The following is a 22,221-nucleotide window of genomic DNA, read 5'->3' as shown; positions in this document are numbered from 1 at the left end:
AAGTTTGCTGCGGTCGTGGCGGAATTGGTAGACGCACCAGATTTAGGTTCTGGCGCCGCAAGGTGTGAGAGTTCAAGTCTCTCCGACCGCACCATCATTCAGTTGATGACTGTAAATCTCAGTGAGATTTTAAAACATCCAGTTGGGCTATCGCCAAGCGGTAAGGCACCGGCTTTTGATGCCGGCATTCCCTGGTTCGAATCCAGGTAGCCCAGCCACTATTACAACGTTATATTGAGTCGCCAATACTCGATACAACTACAAAGTTTGCTGCGGACGTGGCGGAATTGGTAGACGCACCAGATTTAGGTTCTGGCGCCGCAAGGTGTGAGAGTTCAAGTCTCTCCGTCCGCACCATCATTAGAAACCCAGCTTTTTAGCTGGGTTTTCTTCTTTCAAGGCTTATCTGTTTTTTGCTAGATAAGTCACTATCATTTCTCTCAATAGCCCTCTTTAATTGCACCGTTTTATACGACAATAGCTTATCTTCCAAATACGCGTGATTGTCTATGAACACCTTACTCCTCTCAATTGGCTGCTACACCGATTCACCCAGCGAAAGCCAAGGCCTCTACCAAGTTGAGCTTGATACACTGACCGGGGCACTATCTAAACCCGAACTCATATTTCCTTGTCGTAACCCATCATTTGTTGTTTCCACAAGCTCTGGCTACTACACAGCTTCTGAAGTTGAGCAAAGCGATAGCCCTCAAGTAATTTACATCGCTAAATCAGTTTCCGATAACGACATAAGCTCTGCGCCGATAAAAGGGGCACATCCTTGTCACATTGCAGTTGATGCTAACCGCAAGTACCTTATTAGCTCTCAATATTCTTCAGGTTCATTCGATATCTTCGCTTTGAACATCAATGGCAGTTTAGATAAACGCGTAACTACAATCGCCCCTGCAGGAAACGGTCCTCACCCAAACAGGCAAAAGCAATCTCACGCGCATCAATGCCAGTTTCTAGCAACCTTACCGCAATTCGTAACCGTCGATTTAGGTAGTGATCAAATCAGTTTCTATAGCTATGACGAAGAACAAAGCGACTTCTTAGAAAAACCCACACAAATTGTCCAAACTCCAGCAGGAAGTGGACCTCGCCATTTAGTATTCAACCAAAGTGAAACGCACGCTTATGTGGTATGTGAGCTTTCAGAAACCATCTTGGTGCTAGAACAAATTTTGGGAAGGTGGCAGATAGTGCAAGAGATTGAAGCACTACCCAATGAAGAGAAAGGTGAAGCAACAGCAGCAATCAAACTATCGCCAGACGAAAGGTTTTTGTATGTTTCTTGCCGTCATCAATCTAAGATCAGCTGCTTTGCAGTTTCCCAAGAAACCAAACAGCTGACATTTCAGAGTAGCCATTCAACCGAAGGGCTATTCCCACGAGATTTCTTAATCACGAATGACGGACATTGGGTAGTTGCCGCTAACCAACACTCCAATAACATCACTACGTTTAAGCGCAACTTAAATACTGGTGCTTTGGACTATACCGGCAATTCAACCCGCTTAGATGCACCTGTGTGTATTGCCGATTAAACGTAAAAAAGGAGAGCATTCGCTCTCCTTTTTTAAATCATACTTTGCTTACAAACCTAAAGCATATTTCAAAACTTGGGCTTTAACAGGACCTGAGTTTTCTGCCACTTTTAAGGCTGCATTTCGGATAAATTTGATTGGCCCTAAATCGTTACTAAAGGTTTTATAGAAAAAGTCCATACCACTTTGCATCAGTACGTTATCACCTCTGCGGCGCATTTCGTAGCGTTTTAGTGCTTTATCAGATAACGATGATTCATCCTTAGCAACTGCAAGCAAAACCGACACATCTTTAAAACCTAAGTTCACCCCTTGCCCTGCCAAAGGATTAATCGTGTGCGCGGAATCTCCCACTAATACACAGTGATTTTTATAGTATTGCTGAGCATGACGCCTCGTTAAAGGAAAAGAACCTTTCTGTAGAACTTTGACGTCCCCTAATTCAGCCGGGAAATATTTTAAAACTTCCAATCGCAATTGCTCATTACTCATGGCTGATAACTGACGAATTCTCTTTGGTGAGTCATACCAAACAAGCGATCCCTGCCCGACTTCTTGATCATTTAAAGAAAGTGAACACAATGGCAGAAATGAGCGAGGTCCACTCGGTGTAAACTGTTGCCAAGTAATGTCTTGCTGTGGGAGCTCTGTTTCAACATTGATCAACATACAATCTTGTCGATAATCCCATGCGGTAATACCAATTCCCGCAGCCTGTCTTACTGCAGAATTCGCTCCATCCGCACCAATAACCCAAGGTGTCGATAACTCGGCTCCTGATTGCAACTTGACAGTATTCGTTTCACCAAACTCAATACTATCCAATCTTTCCGGGCACAATAACGTTAGATTTTCATGCTCTGAGAATTGTTCCCATAACCCCAATTGAATCAAGCGATTTTCCACAATGTAACCAAGCTGAGGTAAATCAAGAGATTGTGCGTCAAATCGAGTTCGGCATTCTGGATGCTCCCAAGTTTCTAAGCGTTTGTATGGGCAAACCCGCATTGCTTCAATGGATTGCCACGCACCAAGCTCGTCTAGCAAATTAACTGAAGTTTGTGAAATAGCGGAAACACGTATATCCATCGCTTGTGACGGTTCAAAAGGTGTGGGCTGTTGACCTTCAATAACAGCAACTTTCTTTCCTTGCTTTGCAAATCCGATAGCAGTAGCGGCACCGACCATACCCCCACCGATCACCACGATGTCATAACTGTTCATTTTTCACACTTTATCAATTTGATTTTCTGACTATTTTTAATTGTACGTTTTCATTACCAAATTGTAATCAAAAACCTTGTGCACTACGTGGGCAAAACCTTTTCAAACCTAGGTTTAAAGAGATTTTACTCGATCACTAGTCAGTGGGTTTTTAAACCAGTACAATACGCCGCTTGCCGCTGCCCCACCAATAAAGGGGCATGTTAGGCGGAGATACACTGGGCGATTTGCTCCCTTAAATTAAACTAACGATCGAGCGAACAAAAGATGAGTAAGAAACTGCTAATTAAAACTTGGGGCTGCCAGATGAACGAATACGATTCATCAAAAATGGCTGACCTGCTAAATGCTGCAAATGGCTATGAGCTAACTGAAGTACCTGAGGAAGCAGATGTACTACTACTAAACACTTGTTCTATTCGCGAAAAAGCACAAGAAAAAGTATTCCACCAGCTTGGTCGTTGGAAAACGCTGAAAGATAAAAAAGAAGGTGTGGTGATCGGTGTGGGTGGCTGTGTAGCGACTCAAGAAGGCGACCATATTCGCCAACGTGCACCATACGTAGATGTAATCTTTGGCCCGCAAACACTGCACCGTCTACCAGAGATGATTAAATCTTCTCTATCAAATGACGCGCCAGTGATGGATATCTCTTTCCCAGAGATCGAAAAGTTCGATAGCTTACCTGAGCCGCGCGCTGAAGGCGCAACGGCATTCGTTTCTATCATGGAAGGTTGTTCTAAGTACTGTACTTACTGCGTTGTACCTTACACTCGTGGTGAAGAAGTAAGCCGTCCTATGGATGACGTTCTTTTCGAAGTAGCACAACTTGCAGAGCAAGGTGTACGTGAAGTTAACCTACTTGGCCAAAACGTAAATGCGTACCGCGGCCCAACTCACGAAGGTGATATCTGCACATTCGCAGAATTACTGCGTTTAGTTGCGTCTATCGACGGTATCGATCGTATTCGTTTCACAACAAGCCACCCGCTTGAGTTTGGTGATGACATCATCGCAGTATACGAAGATACACCTGAACTTGTGAGCTTCCTTCATCTACCAGTACAAAGTGGTAGTGACCGTATCCTTACGATGATGAAGCGTCCTCATACAGCTATCGAGTACAAGTCGATTATTCGTAAGCTTCGTAAAGCGCGTCCTGACATTCAAATCAGCTCTGACTTTATCGTTGGTTTCCCTGGTGAATCTAACCAAGATTTCCAAGACACGATGAAACTGATCAAAGACGTTGATTTCGATATGAGCTTCAGCTTTATCTTCTCTCCTCGTCCTGGTACACCTGCTGCAGACTACCCATGTGACGTGCCTGAGCAAGAGAAGAAAGATCGCCTATACGAACTACAACAAACCGTTAACACGCAAGCTATGCGCTACTCTCGCCTAATGCTGGATACTGAGCAACGTGTACTGGTTGAAGGTCCATCGAAGAAAAACTTAATGGAATTGCGTGCTCGTACAGAAAACAACCGTGTAGTGAACTTCGAAGGTTCAGCGGATCTTATTGGTCAATTTGTTGATGTGAAGATCACTGACGTATTCGCAAACTCACTTCGTGGTGAGCTTGTTCGCACAGAAAAAGACATGGATCTTCGCACCGTAATTTCGCCAACTCAAATGATGGCGCAAACTAAACGTGAAGATGAGCTAGGTGTAGCGACATTTACGCCTTAGGCTCCAGTTCAAAAGCTTAAACATAGAGCTTGAAATTACCTAACTAAGTGACCATCTTAGAATTAGGGACATCACCATTAGAAGCCCGGTCTAAATCGGGCTTCTTGCTCTTTTTTTATTGAAAAGAGTGGGTGGCACAAAATGAGAGGCAACTTTGAGCAATAAAATTGTTACGTTAGAAATTGATCTAGAACCAGCCGATAACCGCCGACTTTCCAGCCTATGCGGTCCATTCGATGACAATATCAAACACTTAGAACGTCGTTTAGGCGTCGAAATTAACTACCGCAGCAACTTCTTCACCATCGTGGGTAAACCTCATACCGCGGCCGCTGCATTAGACATTTTAAAATCTTTGTACGTAGAAACAGCAACCGTTCGTGGCAATACACCAGACATCGAACCGGAACAAATCCACCTAGCGATCAAAGAATCAGGCATTTTAGAGCAGCACTCTGAAGCGCCGATGGAACACGGAAAAGAAGTGTTCATCAAAACCAAAAAAGGTGTAATTAAGCCGCGTACACCAAACCAAGCTCAATATTTGATGAACATGGTCACCCATGACATCAGTTTTGGTATTGGCCCAGCTGGTACAGGTAAAACTTATTTAGCAGTGGCAGCAGCTGTCGATGCGTTAGAGCGCCAAGAAATCCGCCGTATTCTATTGACGCGTCCTGCGGTTGAAGCTGGTGAAAAGTTAGGTTTCCTACCTGGCGACTTAAGCCAGAAAGTAGACCCATATTTGCGCCCACTTTACGACGCATTGTTTGAAATGCTGGGCTTTGAACGTGTTGAAAAGCTGATTGAGCGCAACGTGATTGAAGTTGCACCGCTTGCTTACATGCGTGGCCGTACCTTAAACGATGCCTTTATCATTCTTGATGAGAGCCAAAATACAACCGTAGAGCAAATGAAAATGTTCCTCACTCGTATTGGTTTTAATTCAAGAGCAGTGATCACTGGTGACGTCACTCAAATAGATTTACCTCGCGGCGCGAAATCTGGTTTACGCCACGCAATTGAAGTTCTCAACGACGTTGATGAAATTAGCTTTAACTTCTTCCTAGCGGATGATGTGGTTCGACACCCTGTCGTCGCTCGCATCGTTAACGCTTACGAGAAGTGGGAAGCGAAAGATCAGAAAGAGCGAAAAGAGTATGAAAAGCGTCGCCGCGAAGAGCGCGAAGCCAAGCTACTCGAAGCTCAACAACCCGCAGAGACACAATTAGCAACACAAAATAGCTCTGCTGTAGCAGAACAAGGTGATAAATAGATGTCTATTGAACTAGACCTGCAATTAGCGGTCGAAAATGAGCAAGGTTTACCAACTGAACAAGATCTGCAACTTTGGTTAGATAAGACTATTCCTCAGTTTCAGGAAAATGCCGAGCTCACTATTCGTATCGTTGATACTGAAGAAAGCCACCAGCTCAATCATGAATATCGCGGCAAAGATAAGCCTACTAACGTGCTTTCTTTCCCGTTTGAAGCGCCTCCAGGTATCGAAATCGACCTATTGGGTGATTTGATTATTTGTCGCCAAGTGGTCGAGAAAGAAGCAGAAGAGCAAAATAAGCCCCTGCTAGCACACTGGGCGCATATGGTTGTACATGGCAGTCTTCATCTGCTAGGTTATGATCATATCGAGGATGATGAAGCTGAAGAGATGGAATCTCTTGAAACAGAAATCATGCAAGGTATGGGCTTTGAAGACCCTTACATTGCAGAGAAACAATAACTCATCGAACTGGTGATGCGTCACTACAATCTGAGTTGTTATGTGTGCTATCACACTTCTGATAGCGTTATTTTTTGAGAAATCATGAACGAAGGTAACCCCCCCACTTCTGAGGGAAGTAAAAAATCTGAAGGTCCGAGTAGAAAGTCCTTCTTTGAACGCCTAGGCCAACTATTTCAAGGTGAAGTAAAAGATCGCCAAGAGCTCGTCGATGTCATTCGCGACTCTGAAATTAACGACCTAATTGACCACGACACTCGCGACATGCTTGAGGGTGTAATGGAAATTTCCGAGATGCGAGTGCGCGATATCATGCTGCCACGCTCTCAAATGGTCACAGTCGAACGTACCGACGATCTAGACACGTTGATCGCGCTACTGACTGACGCTCAACACTCTCGCTACCCAGTGATCAGTGAAGACAAAGACCATGTGGAAGGCATTCTCTTAGCGAAGGACCTACTTAAGTACTTGGGTTCAGACAGCGCCCCATTCGATATCGAACAAGTGATTCGCCCTGCAGTCGTTGTTCCGGAAAGCAAACGAGTAGATCGCCTACTCAAAGAATTCCGTGAAGAACGTTACCACATGGCAATTGTGGTAGATGAGTTTGGTGGTGTTTCTGGCTTGGTAACCATTGAAGATATCTTAGAAGAAATCGTTGGTGAAATTGAAGACGAATTTGACGACGAAGAAGAACTGGATATCCGTAAGCTAAGTAAACATACGTTTGCGGTAAAAGCTTTGACCACGATTGAAGAGTTCAATGAAACATTTGGTACTGTCTTCAGCGATGACGAAGTTGATACTGTGGGTGGTATGGTTATGACCGCTTTTGGCCACTTGCCTTCACGAGGCGAAGTGGTTGAGATAGAAAACTATCACTTTAAAGTGACGTCTGCTGATAATCGCCGTGTGATACAACTTCAAGTGACGGTTCCAGATGAAGAACCTCTTCCAACTATCGAAGAATAACGTTTCACTCTCTTTGTAGAGAACATTAGAACGAATATAGATGACTAAACCTTTTATTCATCGCCTACTACGGCCGCTTGCGGCCGTTTTTGTTGGCGCTCTCACGACCTTATCCTTCGCTCCATATCAAATATGGCCTCTAGCGATACTCAGCCCAGCCCTACTCCTACTCCTTATTCATAACCGCAGTGCCAAAAGCGCTTTATGGATTGGCTATGCATGGGGTATAGGTCAGTTTGCTTCTGGCATCAGCTGGGTATACGTCAGTATTGATGGTTTTGGAGGAATGCCATTAATCGCCAACCTATTCTTAATGGCTCTGCTTGTCGGGTATTTGGCTATTTATTCTGGCCTATTCGCTTGGAGTTTGAACAAGTTCTTCCCCCAGAATAATCTGTCACGTTTTTTCTTAGTCGCACCGGTGCTTTGGCTAATCAGTGATTGGCTGCGAGGATGGGTCATGACGGGCTTCCCATGGCTGTGGTTGGGCTACAGTCAAATAGATGCCCCGTTAGGCTCTTTCGCTCCGCTAGGTGGCGTAGAACTCGTTACCTTACTGATTATCGTATCTGCAGCGGCCATCAGTTATGCCCTGCTTCACCGAGCGTGGCTGATTGCGTTAATTCCTGTCGTGTTGATTAGTGCTGGCTTTGGTATCCGCAATGTGGATTGGGTACAACCTAACCCAGAGAAAACGACAACTGTTGCCCTGATACAAGGTAATATCGACCAAGCATTAAAATGGCTTCCTAGCCAACGCTGGCCGACCATCATGAAATACGCCGATGCTAGCCGTCAAAACTGGGATGCTGACATCATCATTTGGCCTGAAGCCGCTGTACCTGCTTTTGAGCTAGAGATTCCGTCCTACCTTCGAAATCTAGACAGTGCGGCGAAAATGAATGATTCAGCCATCATTACTGGAATCCTCAATCAATCAGAAGATAAAAAGTACTACAACAGTATTCTCGCAATAGGTAACACGCCTTACGGTGATTACAGCTACGATATGGAAGAGCGCTACCACAAGCATCACCTGCTGCCTTTCGGTGAGTTTGTGCCGTTTGAAGACATTCTGCGCCCTATTGCTCCGATGTTTAACTTACCGATGTCTTCATTCAGTCGTGGGGAGTTTATCCAACCGAATATTGTTGCGAATGGACGTCACCTAGCGCCAGCATTGTGTTACGAAATCATTTTTAATGAACAAGTAAGACAAAACGTCACTAACGAGACTGACTTCATCCTGACGCTATCTAACGATGCGTGGTTTGGTAAATCTATTGGCCCACTACAACACATGGAAATTGCACGCATGCGTGCGCTTGAATTGGGTAAACCGTTAATCCGTTCCACCAACAATGGAGTCACGGCGGTCACCGACCATAAAGGTAAGATAATAGAGCAAGCCCCACAATTTGAAACGGCTGTACTACGTGCAGAACTGACTTCAACGGACGGGCAAACCCCGTATCGCATCGTTGGGACTTGGCCTCTGTATGCGTGGACCTTAATCAGCTTGATTATAGGCTGGAGATTAAGAGCTAAGAACTCGCAATAGCTTAAAGTATCACGCAATGAAAAAGAGCCTTGGTTATCTAGCCAAGGCTCTTCTCGTTCAATAAGGCGTTTTAATTTCGCTACGGTTTTAACGCTTTACGACTAAACCCTTTACAGCCGCATTTAATGCACGGAATGATCACTGTTGGATGGTTATATTCCGTTTGATGGCCACAATCATCGCAAATTAAAGTCCCTAACCCGATTACCTCATCGGCTTGATAGAGCCCTTGATGCTCCAAGTCCTGAAAGAGTTCAACCCACTCCACTTTGGTTCTATCGGTAATTTCTAGTAACCCCTGCCAAATAGAATCGGCAATCATCAAATAGAATGGTCCGCTTTTGCTCTCTTCATAGCTGTCAGCAAACTCTTTTAAATCGGATTTCACATAAGCAGAAATTAAAGATAACTCGTCTTTTGTCATGTCATTGGCCGCAATGACCACTTTCCCGGAGGTTTCGAGCTTATTATTAATTTCTTCTGGGCTATGCTTAATCGTCTCGATGACATCTTCAACAATCTCTTCATAAGCCGCTTTTTTCTTTGGCATACTCCGCCTCCTTAAGATGACTAACTTCTATCCTAGATAATTGACGCTATAACTAGACGATTACTCCTTAACAAATAAAGCAACTCCTACCTATTAGCATAGCTCCCCTATGGATGTTGGTTGAATTTACACGGCCAACGACTCCGCAACTGCAAGTATGACGGGGATAGCTATTGTTGTACTCAGCTCCTTTAGGTATTCTATGTCGATCTATTAGATTCTGTTCTAACCGAACTCACAAATTCCAAGATAACCGGATACCATCGATGCAAGAACAATATAACCCGCAAGAGATTGAACAAAAGGTTCAACAACATTGGGATAACAGCGAGACCTTCGTTGTAAGTGAAGACCCAAATAAAGAAAAATTCTACTGTCTTTCTATGTTCCCATACCCAAGTGGCCGACTGCACATGGGTCACGTGCGTAACTACACTATCGGTGATGTGGTATCTCGTTTCCAACGCCTGCAAGGCAAAAATGTTATGCAACCTATCGGTTGGGACGCATTTGGTCTACCAGCTGAGAATGCAGCAGTAAAAAACAACACAGCTCCTGCACCATGGACTTACGAAAACATTGAGTACATGAAGAACCAGCTAAAACTTCTAGGCTTTGGCTACGATTGGAACCGTGAATTCGCGACTTGTACTCCAGAGTACTACCGTTGGGAACAAGAGTTCTTCACTAAGCTTTACGAAAAAGGCTTGGTTTACAAAAAGACTTCTTCTGTTAACTGGTGTCCAAACGACCAAACTGTACTTGCAAACGAGCAAGTAGAAGACGGCTGCTGCTGGCGTTGTGACACTCCAGTAGAACAAAAAGAGATCCCACAGTGGTTTATTAAGATCACTGAATACGCTCAAGAGCTACTAGACGATCTAGACAACCTAGACGGTTGGCCTGAAATGGTAAAAACCATGCAGCGTAACTGGATTGGTCGCTCTGAAGGTGTTGAGCTGAAGTTCGAAGTTAAAGGCCAGCAAGACCTAGAAGTGTACACCACTCGTCCAGACACACTAATGGGTGTGACTTACGTCGGTATCGCAGCAGGCCACCCTCTTGCAGCTGAAGCAGCGAAGAGCAACCCAGAACTAGCAGCTTTCATCGAAGAGTGTAAAAACAACAAAGTTGCAGAAGCTGAACTAGCTACAATGGAGAAGAAAGGCATGGCAACAGGCCTTACTGCGATTCATCCATTAAACGGTCGTGAAGTGCCTGTTTTCGTAGCGAACTTCGTATTGATGGATTACGGCACTGGCGCTGTTATGGCAGTACCTGCACACGACCAGCGTGACTTTGAATTCGCAACGAAGTACGGCCTAGACATCGTTCCTGTTATCAAGCCAGAAGATGGCTCTGAGCTAGACGTATCTGAAGCAGCTTACACGGAAAAAGGTGTACTGTTTGATTCTGGCGAATTCGACGGTTTGGCTTTCCAAGCAGCATTCGACGCAATTGCAGCGAAACTTGAAGCTGAAGGCAAAGGCACTAAGACAGTAAACTTCCGTCTACGTGACTGGGGTGTATCTCGTCAACGTTACTGGGGCGCTCCAATCCCAATGGTAACGACTGAAGACGGTGAAGTTCACCCAGTACCTGCTGACCAACTACCAGTGATTCTTCCAGAAGACGTGGTAATGGACGGCGTGACTAGCCCAATCAAAGCAGACAAAGAATGGGCGAAGACAACATTCAACGGCGAACCAGCTCTGCGTGAAACTGATACATTCGATACATTTATGGAATCGTCTTGGTACTACGCACGTTACTGTTCACCACAAGCTGATGACATTCTAGATCCAGAAAAAGCAAACTACTGGTTGCCAGTTGACCAATACGTTGGTGGTATCGAGCACGCTTGTATGCACCTGCTTTACTCTCGTTTCTTCCACAAATTGCTACGTGACGCAGGTTACGTAACCTCAGATGAACCGTTCAAGCAACTTCTATGTCAAGGCATGGTACTGGCTGACGCGTTCTATCATGAGAACGAGAAAGGCACGAAAGAGTGGATCGCACCTACTGATGTAACAGTAGAGCGTGATGGTAAAGGTCGCATCGAAAAAGCAATCGACGACCAAGGCCGTAACGTTGAGCACTCAGGCATGATCAAAATGTCTAAGTCGAAGAACAACGGTATCGACCCACAAGAAATGGTAGACAAGTACGGAGCTGATACAGTACGTCTATTCATGATGTTTGCATCACCGGCAGACATGACGCTTGAATGGCAAGAATCTGGTGTTGAAGGCGCGAACCGCTTCCTTAAGCGTGTTTGGAAACTTGTGAAAGAGCATACAGCGAAAGGCGAAACGGAAGCCTTAGATGTCACAGCACTTTCTGGCGACCAAAAAGCACTGCGTCGTGATGTTCACAAGACAATCGCAAAAGTAACGGATGATATTGGCCGTCGCCAAACATTCAACACTGCGATTGCTGCGATCATGGAGCTAATGAACAAACTAGCGAAAGCGCCTCAAGAATCAGCACAAGATCGTGCAATTTTAGGCGAAGCTCTAAAAGCTATCGTTCCAATGCTATACCCAATGACACCGCACATCTCTTACGAGCTATGGGGTGCACTAGGCGGTACTGATATCGACAACGCGGCATGGCCTGCATTTGACGAAAAAGCATTGGTTGAAGACGAGAAAACTATCGTTGTTCAAGTTAACGGTAAACTACGTGCTAAGCTGACTGTTGCCGCTGATGCGACTAAAGAGCAAGTTGAAGAACTTGGTCTAAACGATGAGAACACAATTAAGTTCACTGAAGGTAAAACGATCCGTAAAGTCATTTACGTACCGGGCAAACTTCTAAACATCGTTGCAAACTAATCTTTGCTCACTCGCTAACGGTAATTAAGTTTTTAGCGAACTTTCTGTAAATACCGTAGTCTTTAAACAGGGTGGTCACACACCCTGTTTTATTTATTTTAGTGTTTTCATTTCAAACGACGAAAGCCTTAAAATAAGTAATTAAATCCATGAGAGCCTTCAAATAATGCGTCTGATTTCACCGTCTTCATTCAAAGTTACTGTTGTTGTATTAATGGCAAGCCTGCTTTCTGCCTGTGGTTTTCATCTACGTGGTGACTACTCGGTTCCTGATGAGCTCAACAAAATATCAGTCACCAGCTATGACCAATACAGCACCTTTACCCGCATGGTAAAAGGCCAACTACGTATGAACGATGTGGAAGTAACGGCTCCTAGCTCTAAAACACCAAACTTACATTTATTGGGCGAAAGCATCAGTGAGCGTACACTTTCGTTGTATCAAAATACGCGTGCAGCGGAAAAAGAGCTGACATTTAACGCTTCATACCGAGTAACGATTCCTGACTTAGGCGACAAAACTTTTTCAACCAGCGTAACGCGCAGCTACCTAGATAACCCACTAACGGCACTCGCAAAGTCGGTTGAACGTGAAATGATTGAAGATGAAATGCGTAAGCTGGCATCTATTCAAATCTTGCGTCAAATGGCTCGTCTAAAAGCAAATATCGAAGCAAATGAAATGAACTTGGAAGCGCTAGAACAAAGCCAAGTGAATGCTTTAGAGAAGCAGTACGGCATTAAAACAGTAGAAAAGTCGCAAGCACAGCCTGAGTCTTCGGCAGAAGAGTCTGATACTGAAAGCGACGTGAAATAGACCTTATCATGCGAATTTATGCCGACAGACTAGCCGAACAGTTAAATAAACAACTAAGTAGCGTCTATCTTATTTTTGGTAATGAGCCGCTTCTACTACAAGAAAGCCGTGAAGCGATTAATCACGCAGCCAAACAACAAGGTTTTGAAGAAAAGCATCGCTTTGCTATTGATGCAAGCCTAGATTGGAATCAAGTATACGACTGTACTCAAGCGTTGAGCTTATTTTCTAGCCGTCAAATCATCGAATTAGAATTACCTGAATCCGGCGTTAATGCCGCTATCGCCAAAGAGCTGCTTACCATCTCAGAGCAAATTCATAGCGATATTTTACTCATCCTGATTGGTTCTAAGCTAACCAAAGCTCAAGAAAACTCGAAATGGTTCAAGGCCCTCTCAGGGCAAGGCCATTGGGTGAGTTGTTTGACACCAGACATCCAAAGGTTGCCTCAATTTGTGCAAGCTCGCTGCCGCAGCTTAGGGCTCGTTCCTGATGCAGAAGCTGTACAAATGCTAGCGCAATGGCATGAAGGCAATTTATTTGCCCTTACTCAAAGCTTAGAAAAACTAGCGCTACAATACCCAGATGGCAAACTGACGTTAGTTCGCTTAGAGGAGTCTTTAAGCCGCCATAACCATTTCACTCCTTTCCATTGGGTAGATGCGTTACTGGCAGGAAAAGCAAACCGCGCGCAGCGCATCTTGCGCCAACTCGAAGCGGAAGGTGTCGAAGCCGTTATTTTGTTACGTAGCTTACAGCGTGAAGTCAATTTGCTGCTGCAAATGAAATTACAAATGACGCAAATGCCAATCAATCAGGTGTTCGAGAAGCATCGTATTTGGCAATCTAAGAAACCACTTTATAACGCAGCGCTAACAAGAGTTTCCCAGCAAGGGCTACACTCAGTATTTGCGCTGCTCTCGCAAGCGGAAATGACAGCAAAAACTCAATATGAAGCCTCACCATGGCCATTAATTCATCAAATGAGCATTGAGCTTTGTGTCCCAACCGCTTCGATCCCATATCCTGCGTAAAAGCGTGATATGATCTCATTGAATACATTAAGATTTAAGGAACACCCTGTGTTACGTGAAGAACTAAAAGATTTCCTAGCCGACAAAGCAGACGATATGAAAGCTGAGTCTATCGTTACCATCAACGTAGAAGGCAAATCTAGCGTTACTGACTTTATGATTGTATGTACTGGCACTTCAAAGCGTCATGTGGCTTCAATCGCTGAACACGTGGCAAGCGAAGTAAAAAAAGTTGGCCTAGAGCCACTTGGTATGGACGGTGAGCAAGAAGGTGAATGGGTAGTACTTGATATGGGTACGAGCATGCTACACGTGATGCAAGAAGAACACCGCGAACTGTACCAACTTGAAAAGCTTTGGAGCTAAATCTTGAAAATCCAACTGATCGCCGTTGGCACAAAAATGCCAAAATGGGTGGAAGAAGGTTTTCAAGAGTACAAACGCCGCTTCCCTCATGACATGCCACTTGAACTTGTAGAAATAACTGCAGGAAAACGTGGGAAGAATGCTGACATTGCACGCATCTTGCAAAAAGAAGGCGAAGCCATGTTAGCTGCAGTGCCAAAGGGAAGCCGGATCGTCACTTTGGACATTCCAGGTAAGAAATGGGATACCCCTCAGTTAGCTGAGCAACTGGAAAGCTGGAAATTAGATGGCCGCGATGTATCCATTCTAATCGGCGGCCCTGAAGGGCTAGCGCCAGCATGCAAAGCCGCTGCAGACCAAAGCTGGTCACTGTCTGCCTTAACGCTCCCTCACCCTCTGGTTCGCGTGATTATGGCGGAAAGCCTATACCGCGCATGGAGCGTTACCGCTAACCACCCGTACCACCGAGAATAAGCGTTAATGTTACGTAAACGTAGCCAAATTCGTGATTACAAAGCTGAAGCACGACTATTCACTAGTCGTGCTTTCGTTGCATTTATAGGTATTGTAATCTTGATGGGCCTCCTCATTACCAACTTGTACAACATCCAAGTTAATCAATACCAAGATTACAAAACTCGCTCTAATGACAACCGCATAAAAGTCGTGCCAATCGCACCCAATCGCGGCCTTATCTATGATCGAAATGGAGTGCTCCTGGCGGAAAACCGCCCTGTCTTCAATCTCGAGCTCACTCCAGAAAAAATTAAGAACATGGACGATACACTGGCTCGTCTACAAACCTTGCTTGATATCGCCCCTGAACGAATTGAACGTTTTAACAAAGAACGTCAAAGAACTCGTCGCTTTAAATCGGTACCACTTCTCACCCAATTAACAGAAAAACAAGTAGCTATTTTCTCGGTTAATCAACATAAATACCCAGGCGTTGAAGTCACTGGTACTCTGAAGCGCTTCTACCCGTATGGCAAAGTACTAACCCACGTTATTGGCTATGTGTCGCGTATAAATGACCGAGACATGCAGCGACTTATCCGAGAAGAAAAAGACGCTAACTACCAAGCTACTCGTGACATCGGTAAACTTGGTATCGAACGCTACTACGAAGACATGCTACACGGAACGGCAGGCTACCAAGAAGTAGAAGTAAACAGCCGTGGTCGCGTGATCCGAACCTTAAAGTTTGAACCTGCAATTCCTGGTAAAGATATTGTTCTTAACTTAGACATTAAGCTGCAGCTTTACGTACATAAGCTTTTGGATGGTCGCAGAGGCTCTGCGGTCGTGCTTGATCCTGTCGATAACGGCGTTATTGCGATGGTCTCTAGCCCTAGCTACGATCCGAATGACTTTGTGCACGGTATTTCAAGCAAAGGCTACAGTGCATTATTGAATGACAATGATCGCCCATTGGTAAACCGAGCGACTTTAGGTATCTACCCACCAGCGTCGACCATCAAGCCTTTCATTGCTGTCGCAGCGTTGCAAGAAGGCGTGATCACACCAAATACCACCCGTAATGACCCAGGTTATTGGAAAATCCCGAATTCAAAAACAAGACCATTTAGAGATTGGTTACGTTGGGGGCACGGTAAAGTCGACATTAATAAGGCCATTGAAGAGTCAGTGGATACCTTTTTCTATCAGATCGCTTATGACCTAGGTATTGACCGAATCTCCTCTTGGATGATGATGTTTGGTTTTGGTGATTACACTGGTATCGATATTTACGAGGAAAGCAAAGCGAATATGCCGACTCGTGAGTGGAAAATGGCACGTCATCGCACACCTTGGTACCAAGGCGATACGATTCCGGTAGGTATCGGACAAGGCTACTGGACCGCAACCCCAATGCAGATAGCGAAAGCAACCTCCGTATTAGTGAATAACGGTAAAGTGATTGCACCACATCTACTGCGTTCAACCATCGAGAACGGCCAAGAATTCTCAACTCAAAAGCTGTCTGAAATTGAGACTTACCCACCGGTTACAGGCGTTCCTCAGCGTTATTGGGATATTGCGAAAGACGGCATGAAGCTCGCCAACCACGGTAAAAAAGGTACGGCTCGTCGTGCATTCCAAAGAATGTCTTACCTAACCGCTGGTAAATCAGGAACCGCTCAAGTCTTTGGTTTAAAAGAAGACCAAGAATATAACGCGGAAGAACTCGCAGAACATCTGCGCGACCACGCGTTGTACACTGGCTTCGCGCCACTTGAAGACCCGCAAGCCATTGTCACCATAGTGCTAGAGAATGCCGGCGGCGGTTCAAGTAACGGTGCTCCAGTAGTAAGAAGAATATTTGATCACATCATTCTTGGTGAAAGCCAGAAAGATGATAAGGCGAAGAAATAATGAAACTAGACCCTTCAACCGGACAAAATCGAGCCTTATTCGAACGCTTCCATATCGACCTACCTTTATTGCTAGGTATTTTAATGCTGATGGGTTTTGCTCTGCTGATCATGTACAGCGCTAGTGGTCAAAACCTAGCGATGATGGATCGTCAAGCAATGCGTATGGCTCTAGCTTTAGGAGTAATGGTAGTACTCGCGCAAATACCACCACGAACCTACGAAAGCTTTGCACCGTTACTCTTTGCAGGCGGCGTCATCCTTTTGTTTGGGGTATTGTTCTTTGGTGAGGCTTCCAAAGGAGCACAGCGCTGGCTCAATTTGGGCTTTGTTCGCTTCCAACCCTCTGAATTACTTAAACTGGCGGTGCCTTTAATGATCGCTCGCTATATTGGTAAGCGTTCACTTCCACCAACATTCAGAACACTGATGATCTCTATGGTAATGGTGTTTGTACCAACGATACTAATCGCCAAACAGCCTGATTTAGGAACCTCAATCCTGATCGCTGCATCCGGTATCTTTGTCATCTTCCTTGCAGGTATCAGCTGGAAGATCATCGCTGCAGCGGCAGTGGCTGTGGGTGGGTTTATCCCAATTTTGTGGTTCTTCCTAATGCGTGAGTACCAGAAAGTACGGGTTAGAACCTTATTTGACCCAGAATCCGATCCTCTTGGCGCTGGGTACCATATTATTCAAAGTAAAATAGCCATCGGCTCTGGCGGCATCTCTGGTAAAGGTTGGTTGCAAGGTACCCAATCTCAGTTGGAATTCTTACCTGAGCGCCACACCGACTTTATCTTTGCGGTTATCGCCGAAGAATGGGGCATGATCGGAATTCTCTTTTTGCTGTCGATTTACTTATTTATTATTGGTCGTGGCCTGATTCTCGCTAGCCAAGCGCAAACTGCTTTCGGTCGTATGATGGCGGGCAGTATTGTATTGAGCTTCTTCGTTTATATTTTCGTAAACATCGGTATGGTGAGTGGGATCTTACCGGTCGTAGGCGTTCCCCTTCCCCTAGTCAGTTATGGCGGTACTTCTATGGTAACGCTAATGGCGGGCTTCGGTATTTTGATGTCCATTCATACTCATAGAAAAGCATTTTCAAAGGCAACATAGTCAATGTCAGTAAAACCATTAGTCGCAATATCGAGCGTACTTATTCTTTTAAGCGGTTGTTCATCTACAGAACAAAAAGGCCGCTACTCAATTGATTCGGACATCGCTCCTGATGCCCCACTCTCCGTTGAGCACCTAGAAGATGCTTACCCTAAATACGAGCCTTATAGCTTAGGCGGTAACAGTAACTACACATTACGGGGCAATGATTACGAAATCGTTCGTGACCCAAAAGGCTTCACTCAATCAGGTAAAGCCTCATGGTACGGTAAGAAATTTCACGGCCACCTGACCTCTAATGGCGAGGTTTACGACATGTATTCAATGTCGGCGGCTCACAAAACATTACCGATCCCAAGCTATGTAAAAGTCGTCAACACCGACAATGGCAAGTCCACAATTGTGCGTATCAACGACCGTGGTCCATTCCATGAAGGACGTATCATCGATCTAAGCTATGCTGCAGCATACAAACTCGACGTGGTAAAAACAGGAACTGCAAATGTCGAGATTGAAGTAATCACGGTAGATATCCCTACTGATGAAAAGAAAAAAGCCGCCCTGCCGCAATACATCATTCAAGTCGCGACTTCGCCTCATAAAGATCGCAGCTTAAAACTGGCTGAAGAAATTAGCGGCAAATTATCGGTCGACAGCTTTTTACAGTCATCAAATGACAGCCATCGCTTAATGCTTGGTCCATTTCATGACTATGCTCTGACGCAAGAAAAATTGGAGCAAGTTAAACTGCTCGGCTTTTCTTCCGCCTTTATCAAAAAGCAGACGCTAACCCGTTGACAATTCACACAACTATTTTCTAGTGTTAGCAGATCTGGTTTGCCAGAATGATTCTGTTAAGATATGGACAGTTAACTAAATAATTGCATTCAAAATGAATAAAACTAAAAAACTTGTTAAATCGATATTCGTTTCTTCAGTTGCGCTTTCTGCAACTTTAGCGTCTTCGTCATTCGCCGCGCCGATCGTTGTTCCTGATGCACCTCAAATTGCTGCTAAAGGTTTTGTCTTGATGGACTACAACTCAGGCAAAATTCTTGCTGAAAAGGAAATGAACACTAAGCTTTCGCCTGCAAGCTTGACGAAAATGATGACAAGTTACGTCATCGGTCAAGAGCTAGAGCGTGGCAACATCAATCTTAATGATGATGTAGTGATTAGTAAGAATGCTTGGGCTAAAAACTTCCCTGATTCTTCAAAAATGTTCATCGAAGTTGGTACCACTGTTAAAGTTGAAGACTTAAACCGTGGCATCATCATCCAATCGGGTAACGATGCATGTGTCGCAATGGCTGAACACATTGCAGGTTCTGAAGACGCATTCGTTGATCTAATGAACGCTTGGGCAAGCTCTATCGGCATGGACGACACGCACTTTGCTAACGTTCACGGCCTAGATAATGCAAACCTGTATTCAACGCCTTACGATATGGCACTTTTGGGTCAAGCGCTTATCCGCGACGTACCAGAAGAGTACCGTATCTACTCTGAGAAAAAATACACTTACAACGGCATCACACAATACAACCGTAACGGCTTATTGTGGGATAAGAGCATGAATGTAGATGGCATCAAAACAGGCCATACTAACAATGCAGGTTACAGCCTAGTAAGCTCAGCGACTGAAGGCAAAATGCGTTTAGTTGCCGTAGTAATGGGCACTAAGAATGCAAATGCTCGTAAAACAGAAAGCAAAAAGCTTTTGAGCTACGGTTTCCGCTTCTTCGAAACAGTGGCACCACATACAGCTGGTGAAACCTTCGTAGAAGAGAAAATCTGGATGGGTAGCCAAGATACTGTGGCACTAGGTGTAAACGAAGATACTTTCGTGACACTACCTCGCGGCCAAGCGAAAAACCTGAAAGCAAGTTTCGTTCTTGAGAAAGAGCTAGAAGCGCCAATTACTAAAGGCGATGTAGTCGGTAAGCTATACTATCAAGTAGACGGTGAAGACGTTGCTGAATACCCACTACTTGCACTAGAAGACGTAGAGCAAGGCAGCCTATTCAGCCGCCTATGGGATTACCTAGTTCTACTATTCAAAGGCCTGTTCTAATTCAGAATAGTCTTTGACTGACATAAAAGCCGCCTAGTGCGGCTTTTGTTGATCTTGAGTTCCTAGATATTTACCAGTAATATTCCGCCCCTATAAACATAATGCTCTCTTCTTTAAGAGTCAGCTGTATTGGCATAACGCTTTTCCATTTGGAGCTAATCATGAATATTAATTCTGATGCAAAACTAAAAGATCTCTTAGAGTTTCCTTGTTCATTCACTTACAAGGTTATGGGCTACGCAAAGCCTGAACTGACAGAACGAGTTCTAGAAGTCATTCAACGCCACGCTCCTGGTGATTACAGCCCAACGGTAAAACCAAGTGCAAAAGGCAACTACAACTCTGTTTCAATCAACATCACTGCGACTTCGATTGAACAAGTAGAAACTTTGTACAAAGAGTTAGGCGAGATTGATATCGTTCGCATGGTGCTTTAAGCCACTATCGACAAGAGAAAACAGCGGCTTATAGCCGCTGTTTTGTTTCTAGCTCTACAGATGAAATCAAGAAGCATTTTCACTCACTAGAAAATATTAAAAACCTTGCTGTCAGTCTGTAGTTAGAATGATGTTTCGCGTTTATAATGCGAACACTTTATTTATCCTTGAGGAAGTGCTGTTTTGCAGAATCAGCTAATCGTAAAAAAGTTAGGCCGTCAGGATTATGAACCCGTATGGAAAGCCATGCATGAGTTCACAGACAATCGTACCGATGACGATGCCGATCAAGTCTGGCTTGTAGAACACAACCCAGTCTTTACTCAAGGACAAGCAGGAAAAGCAGAACACGTATTGAACGCAGGTGATATACCTATTGTTCAAAGTGATCGAGGTGGACAAGTGACTTACCACGGCCCAGGCCAGCTAGTCGCGTATTTTTTGATAAACATCCGCCGTAAAAAATTTGGAGTGCGAGATCTCGTCAGTCACATAGAGAACCTCGTAATCAACACCCTTAAAGCTTACAATATTGATTCTGCCGCTCGCCCTGACGCCCCTGGCGTTTATGTCGATGGCAAGAAAATTTGTTCACTTGGGTTACGTATTCGCCGCGGCTGTTCATTTCATGGACTAGCGCTGAACGTGAATATGGATCTATCGCCATTCCTTCGTATTAACCCATGTGGTTATCAAGGAATGGAAATGGTGCAAGTAAGCCAACTTGGTGGCCCTGAAAGCCTTGAGTTAGTTGAACAGCAATTAGTACAAGAGCTTGTCGATTTACTTGGTTACGACCAAGTAGACATTCAGGCCAACAGTAACATTACAGCAGAAGCATAAAATCATGAGCAAACCAATCCAGATGGAAAAAGGCGTTAAATACCGTGACGCTGACAAAATGGCATTAATTCCCGTAAAGAATATGCCTGCTGAGCAGAAAGAAGTACTACGTAAACCTGACTGGATGAAGATCAAACTTCCTTCAGATAGCAAACGTATTCAAGACATCAAATCTGCGATGCGTAAAAACAACCTGCATTCGGTTTGTGAAGAGGCATCTTGTCCTAACCTTGCAGAGTGCTTTAACCACGGCACTGCAACCTTCATGATTTTAGGTGCGATTTGTACGCGCCGCTGCCCATTCTGTGATGTTGCCCATGGTCGCCCTATCGCACCTGAAGCTGAAGAGCCTAAGAAGCTAGCGAAAACCATTAAAGATATGAAGCTGAAGTATGTGGTAATTACTTCTGTTGACCGTGATGACCTACGTGACGGTGGTGCTCAGCACTTCGCTGACTGTAATCGCGAAATCCGTGAGCTAAATCCAGAGATTCGTATCGAAACTTTGGTACCAGATTTCCGTGGACGTATGGATGTTGCGCTAGAACTACTGAAAGACAACCCACCAGATGTCTTTAACCACAACCTAGAAACCGCTCCTCGCTTGTACCGTAAAGCTCGTCCAGGCGCAAATTACAAGTGGTCTCTTGAACTATTGAAAAAATTCAAAGAGCAGCACCCAGATATCCCAACTAAGTCTGGTGTGATGATGGGTCTTGGTGAAACCAAAGAAGAAATCATTCAAGTACTAAAAGACTTGCGTGAACACGGTGTTACTATGCTGACTCTAGGTCAATACCTAGCGCCAAGCCGTCACCACTTACCTGTAGAGCGTTACGTACCGCCTTCTGAGTTTGATGAGCTGAAAGAGATCGCACTAGATCTTGGCTTTACTCACGCGGCATGTGGCCCATTTGTTCGCTCGTCTTACCATGCGGATTTACAAGCTCAAGGTATGGAAATCAAGTAAGTACTTGAGATCCTCTAAATGATGAGAAAGCGCAGAGCCAAAGGTTCTGC

At 44.7% G+C, this 22,221-nt stretch carries 20 protein-coding genes and 3 tRNA genes; 21 read left to right on the top strand and 2 right to left on the bottom strand.

Going from position 1 to position 22,221, the window contains the following annotated elements; all coding sequences use genetic code 11:
* The first annotated feature begins 9 nt into the window (after positions 1–9).
* The 4 genes from ELZ11_RS20430 to ELZ11_RS20415 all read left to right on the top strand — a co-directional run bounded on the left by ELZ11_RS20430 (position 10) and on the right by ELZ11_RS20415 (position 1,550).
* Positions 10–94 (top strand) — tRNA-Leu (locus ELZ11_RS20430).
* Positions 95–143: 49 nt separating this feature from the next.
* Positions 144–218, top strand: a tRNA-Gln gene (locus ELZ11_RS20425).
* Positions 219–272: 54 nt separating this feature from the next.
* Positions 273–357 (top strand) — tRNA-Leu (locus ELZ11_RS20420).
* Positions 358–509: 152 nt separating this feature from the next.
* Positions 510–1,550, top strand: coding sequence for a lactonase family protein (locus ELZ11_RS20415; RefSeq protein WP_137359229.1), 1,041 nt, complete (start codon positions 510–512; stop codon positions 1,548–1,550).
* 48 nt (positions 1,551–1,598) lie between these two features.
* Here ELZ11_RS20415 and ELZ11_RS20410 read toward each other — a convergent pair whose 3' ends face one another.
* Complete coding sequence (locus ELZ11_RS20410) at positions 1,599–2,774, bottom strand: 2-octaprenyl-3-methyl-6-methoxy-1,4-benzoquinol hydroxylase (RefSeq protein ID WP_137359228.1); 1,176 nt, start codon at positions 2,772–2,774, stop codon at positions 1,599–1,601.
* 267 nt (positions 2,775–3,041) lie between these two features.
* Between ELZ11_RS20410 and miaB the strand changes: the two genes are divergently transcribed.
* The 5 genes from miaB (at position 3,042) to lnt (ending at position 8,743) form a co-directional block, all read left to right on the top strand.
* A complete protein-coding gene (miaB, locus tag ELZ11_RS20405) occupies positions 3,042–4,466 on the top strand; it encodes a tRNA (N6-isopentenyl adenosine(37)-C2)-methylthiotransferase MiaB (protein WP_137359227.1) in 1,425 nt (474 codons plus the stop codon).
* Positions 4,467–4,620: 154 nt separating this feature from the next.
* Complete coding sequence (locus ELZ11_RS20400; RefSeq protein ID WP_137359226.1) at positions 4,621–5,742, top strand: PhoH family protein; 1,122 nt, start codon at positions 4,621–4,623, stop codon at positions 5,740–5,742.
* Positions 5,743–6,207 carry an rRNA maturation RNase YbeY gene (gene ybeY / locus ELZ11_RS20395; RefSeq protein WP_137359225.1) on the top strand — a complete coding sequence of 155 codons (465 nt, stop codon included), beginning with the start codon at positions 5,743–5,745 and terminating at the stop codon, positions 6,205–6,207.
* 84 nt (positions 6,208–6,291) lie between these two features.
* On the top strand, positions 6,292–7,182 hold the full coding sequence (gene corC, locus ELZ11_RS20390; RefSeq protein WP_137359224.1) for a CNNM family magnesium/cobalt transport protein CorC: 891 nt from the start codon (positions 6,292–6,294) through the stop codon (positions 7,180–7,182).
* A 40-nt stretch (positions 7,183–7,222) separates the two neighbouring features.
* On the top strand, positions 7,223–8,743 hold the full coding sequence (gene lnt, locus ELZ11_RS20385; RefSeq protein ID WP_137359223.1) for an apolipoprotein N-acyltransferase: 1,521 nt from the start codon (positions 7,223–7,225) through the stop codon (positions 8,741–8,743).
* A 79-nt stretch (positions 8,744–8,822) separates the two neighbouring features.
* On the opposite strand, the gene ELZ11_RS20380 is transcribed toward lnt, so the two are convergent.
* Complete coding sequence (locus tag ELZ11_RS20380; RefSeq protein WP_137359222.1) at positions 8,823–9,293, bottom strand: zinc ribbon-containing protein; 471 nt, start codon at positions 9,291–9,293, stop codon at positions 8,823–8,825.
* Positions 9,294–9,559: 266 nt separating this feature from the next.
* Here ELZ11_RS20380 and leuS point away from each other — a divergent pair, with 266 nt between their 5' ends.
* The 12 genes from leuS to lipA all read left to right on the top strand — a co-directional run bounded on the left by leuS (position 9,560) and on the right by lipA (position 22,171).
* Positions 9,560–12,133, top strand: a complete 2,574-nt coding sequence (leuS, locus tag ELZ11_RS20375; protein WP_137359221.1) for a leucine--tRNA ligase — start codon at positions 9,560–9,562, stop codon at positions 12,131–12,133.
* 166 nt (positions 12,134–12,299) lie between these two features.
* Positions 12,300–12,950 (top strand): LPS-assembly lipoprotein LptE, encoded by a 651-nt coding sequence (locus ELZ11_RS20370; protein ID WP_137359220.1) that lies wholly within the window; start codon positions 12,300–12,302, stop codon positions 12,948–12,950.
* A gap of 8 nt (positions 12,951–12,958) precedes the next feature.
* Positions 12,959–13,984 carry a DNA polymerase III subunit delta gene (holA, locus tag ELZ11_RS20365; RefSeq protein WP_137359219.1) on the top strand — a complete coding sequence of 342 codons (1,026 nt, stop codon included), beginning with the start codon at positions 12,959–12,961 and terminating at the stop codon, positions 13,982–13,984.
* Between the two features lie 48 nt (positions 13,985–14,032).
* Positions 14,033–14,350 carry a ribosome silencing factor gene (rsfS, locus tag ELZ11_RS20360; protein ID WP_137359218.1) on the top strand — a complete coding sequence of 106 codons (318 nt, stop codon included), beginning with the start codon at positions 14,033–14,035 and terminating at the stop codon, positions 14,348–14,350.
* 3 nt (positions 14,351–14,353) lie between these two features.
* Positions 14,354–14,824 carry a 23S rRNA (pseudouridine(1915)-N(3))-methyltransferase RlmH gene (rlmH, locus tag ELZ11_RS20355; RefSeq protein WP_137359217.1) on the top strand — a complete coding sequence of 157 codons (471 nt, stop codon included), beginning with the start codon at positions 14,354–14,356 and terminating at the stop codon, positions 14,822–14,824.
* Positions 14,825–14,830: 6 nt separating this feature from the next.
* The gene (gene mrdA, locus ELZ11_RS20350; protein WP_137359216.1) at positions 14,831–16,726 is read left to right on the top strand and encodes a penicillin-binding protein 2; all 1,896 of its coding nucleotides are present in this window, start codon (positions 14,831–14,833) and stop codon (positions 16,724–16,726) included.
* Complete coding sequence (gene rodA, locus ELZ11_RS20345) at positions 16,726–17,847, top strand: rod shape-determining protein RodA (RefSeq protein WP_137359215.1); 1,122 nt, start codon at positions 16,726–16,728, stop codon at positions 17,845–17,847. Before mrdA ends, rodA begins: the two co-directional genes overlap by 1 nt.
* A 3-nt stretch (positions 17,848–17,850) precedes the next feature.
* Entirely contained in the window at positions 17,851–18,645 is a 795-nt protein-coding gene (locus ELZ11_RS20340) for a septal ring lytic transglycosylase RlpA family protein (protein ID WP_137359214.1), read from the top strand.
* Between the two features lie 94 nt (positions 18,646–18,739).
* Positions 18,740–19,921, top strand: coding sequence for a serine hydrolase (locus ELZ11_RS20335; RefSeq protein WP_137359213.1), 1,182 nt, complete (start codon positions 18,740–18,742; stop codon positions 19,919–19,921).
* 158 nt (positions 19,922–20,079) lie between these two features.
* Positions 20,080–20,358: a DUF493 family protein YbeD gene (gene ybeD / locus ELZ11_RS20330; RefSeq protein WP_137359234.1), complete on the top strand. Its 279-nt coding sequence runs from the start codon at positions 20,080–20,082 to the stop codon at positions 20,356–20,358.
* A gap of 183 nt (positions 20,359–20,541) precedes the next feature.
* A complete protein-coding gene (lipB, locus tag ELZ11_RS20325; protein WP_137359212.1) occupies positions 20,542–21,201 on the top strand; it encodes a lipoyl(octanoyl) transferase LipB in 660 nt (219 codons plus the stop codon).
* A gap of 4 nt (positions 21,202–21,205) precedes the next feature.
* On the top strand, positions 21,206–22,171 hold the full coding sequence (gene lipA, locus ELZ11_RS20320; protein WP_137359211.1) for a lipoyl synthase: 966 nt from the start codon (positions 21,206–21,208) through the stop codon (positions 22,169–22,171).
* The last annotated feature ends 50 nt before the right edge of the window (positions 22,172–22,221 follow it).

Source organism: Vibrio profundi (assembly GCF_005281835.1).
Lineage (GTDB): Bacteria > Pseudomonadota > Gammaproteobacteria > Enterobacterales > Vibrionaceae > Vibrio > Vibrio profundi.
The sequence above is the reverse complement of the archived record's forward strand: the minus strand, read 5'-3'. Positions and strand labels throughout refer to the sequence as shown.

Bases quoted from the DNA above. Each gene is read 5' to 3' on its own strand.
- ELZ11_RS20415 (WP_137359229.1), top strand. From the start codon at position 510: ATGAACACCTTACTCCTCTCAATTGGCTGCTACACCGATTCACCCAGC.
- ELZ11_RS20410 (WP_137359228.1), bottom strand. From the start codon at position 2,774: ATGAACAGTTATGACATCGTGGTGATCGGTGGGGGTATGGTCGGTGCC.
- miaB (WP_137359227.1), top strand. From the start codon at position 3,042: ATGAGTAAGAAACTGCTAATTAAAACTTGGGGCTGCCAGATGAACGAA.
- ybeY (WP_137359225.1), top strand. From the start codon at position 5,743: ATGTCTATTGAACTAGACCTGCAATTAGCGGTCGAAAATGAGCAAGGT.
- corC (WP_137359224.1), top strand. From the start codon at position 6,292: ATGAACGAAGGTAACCCCCCCACTTCTGAGGGAAGTAAAAAATCTGAA.
- lnt (WP_137359223.1), top strand. From the start codon at position 7,223: ATGACTAAACCTTTTATTCATCGCCTACTACGGCCGCTTGCGGCCGTT.
- ELZ11_RS20380 (WP_137359222.1), bottom strand. From the start codon at position 9,293: ATGCCAAAGAAAAAAGCGGCTTATGAAGAGATTGTTGAAGATGTCATC.
- leuS (WP_137359221.1), top strand. From the start codon at position 9,560: ATGCAAGAACAATATAACCCGCAAGAGATTGAACAAAAGGTTCAACAA.
- ELZ11_RS20370 (WP_137359220.1), top strand. From the start codon at position 12,300: ATGCGTCTGATTTCACCGTCTTCATTCAAAGTTACTGTTGTTGTATTA.
- holA (WP_137359219.1), top strand. From the start codon at position 12,959: ATGCGAATTTATGCCGACAGACTAGCCGAACAGTTAAATAAACAACTA.
- mrdA (WP_137359216.1), top strand. From the start codon at position 14,831: ATGTTACGTAAACGTAGCCAAATTCGTGATTACAAAGCTGAAGCACGA.
- rodA (WP_137359215.1), top strand. From the start codon at position 16,726: ATGAAACTAGACCCTTCAACCGGACAAAATCGAGCCTTATTCGAACGC.
- ELZ11_RS20340 (WP_137359214.1), top strand. From the start codon at position 17,851: ATGTCAGTAAAACCATTAGTCGCAATATCGAGCGTACTTATTCTTTTA.
- ELZ11_RS20335 (WP_137359213.1), top strand. From the start codon at position 18,740: ATGAATAAAACTAAAAAACTTGTTAAATCGATATTCGTTTCTTCAGTT.
- lipA (WP_137359211.1), top strand. From the start codon at position 21,206: ATGAGCAAACCAATCCAGATGGAAAAAGGCGTTAAATACCGTGACGCT.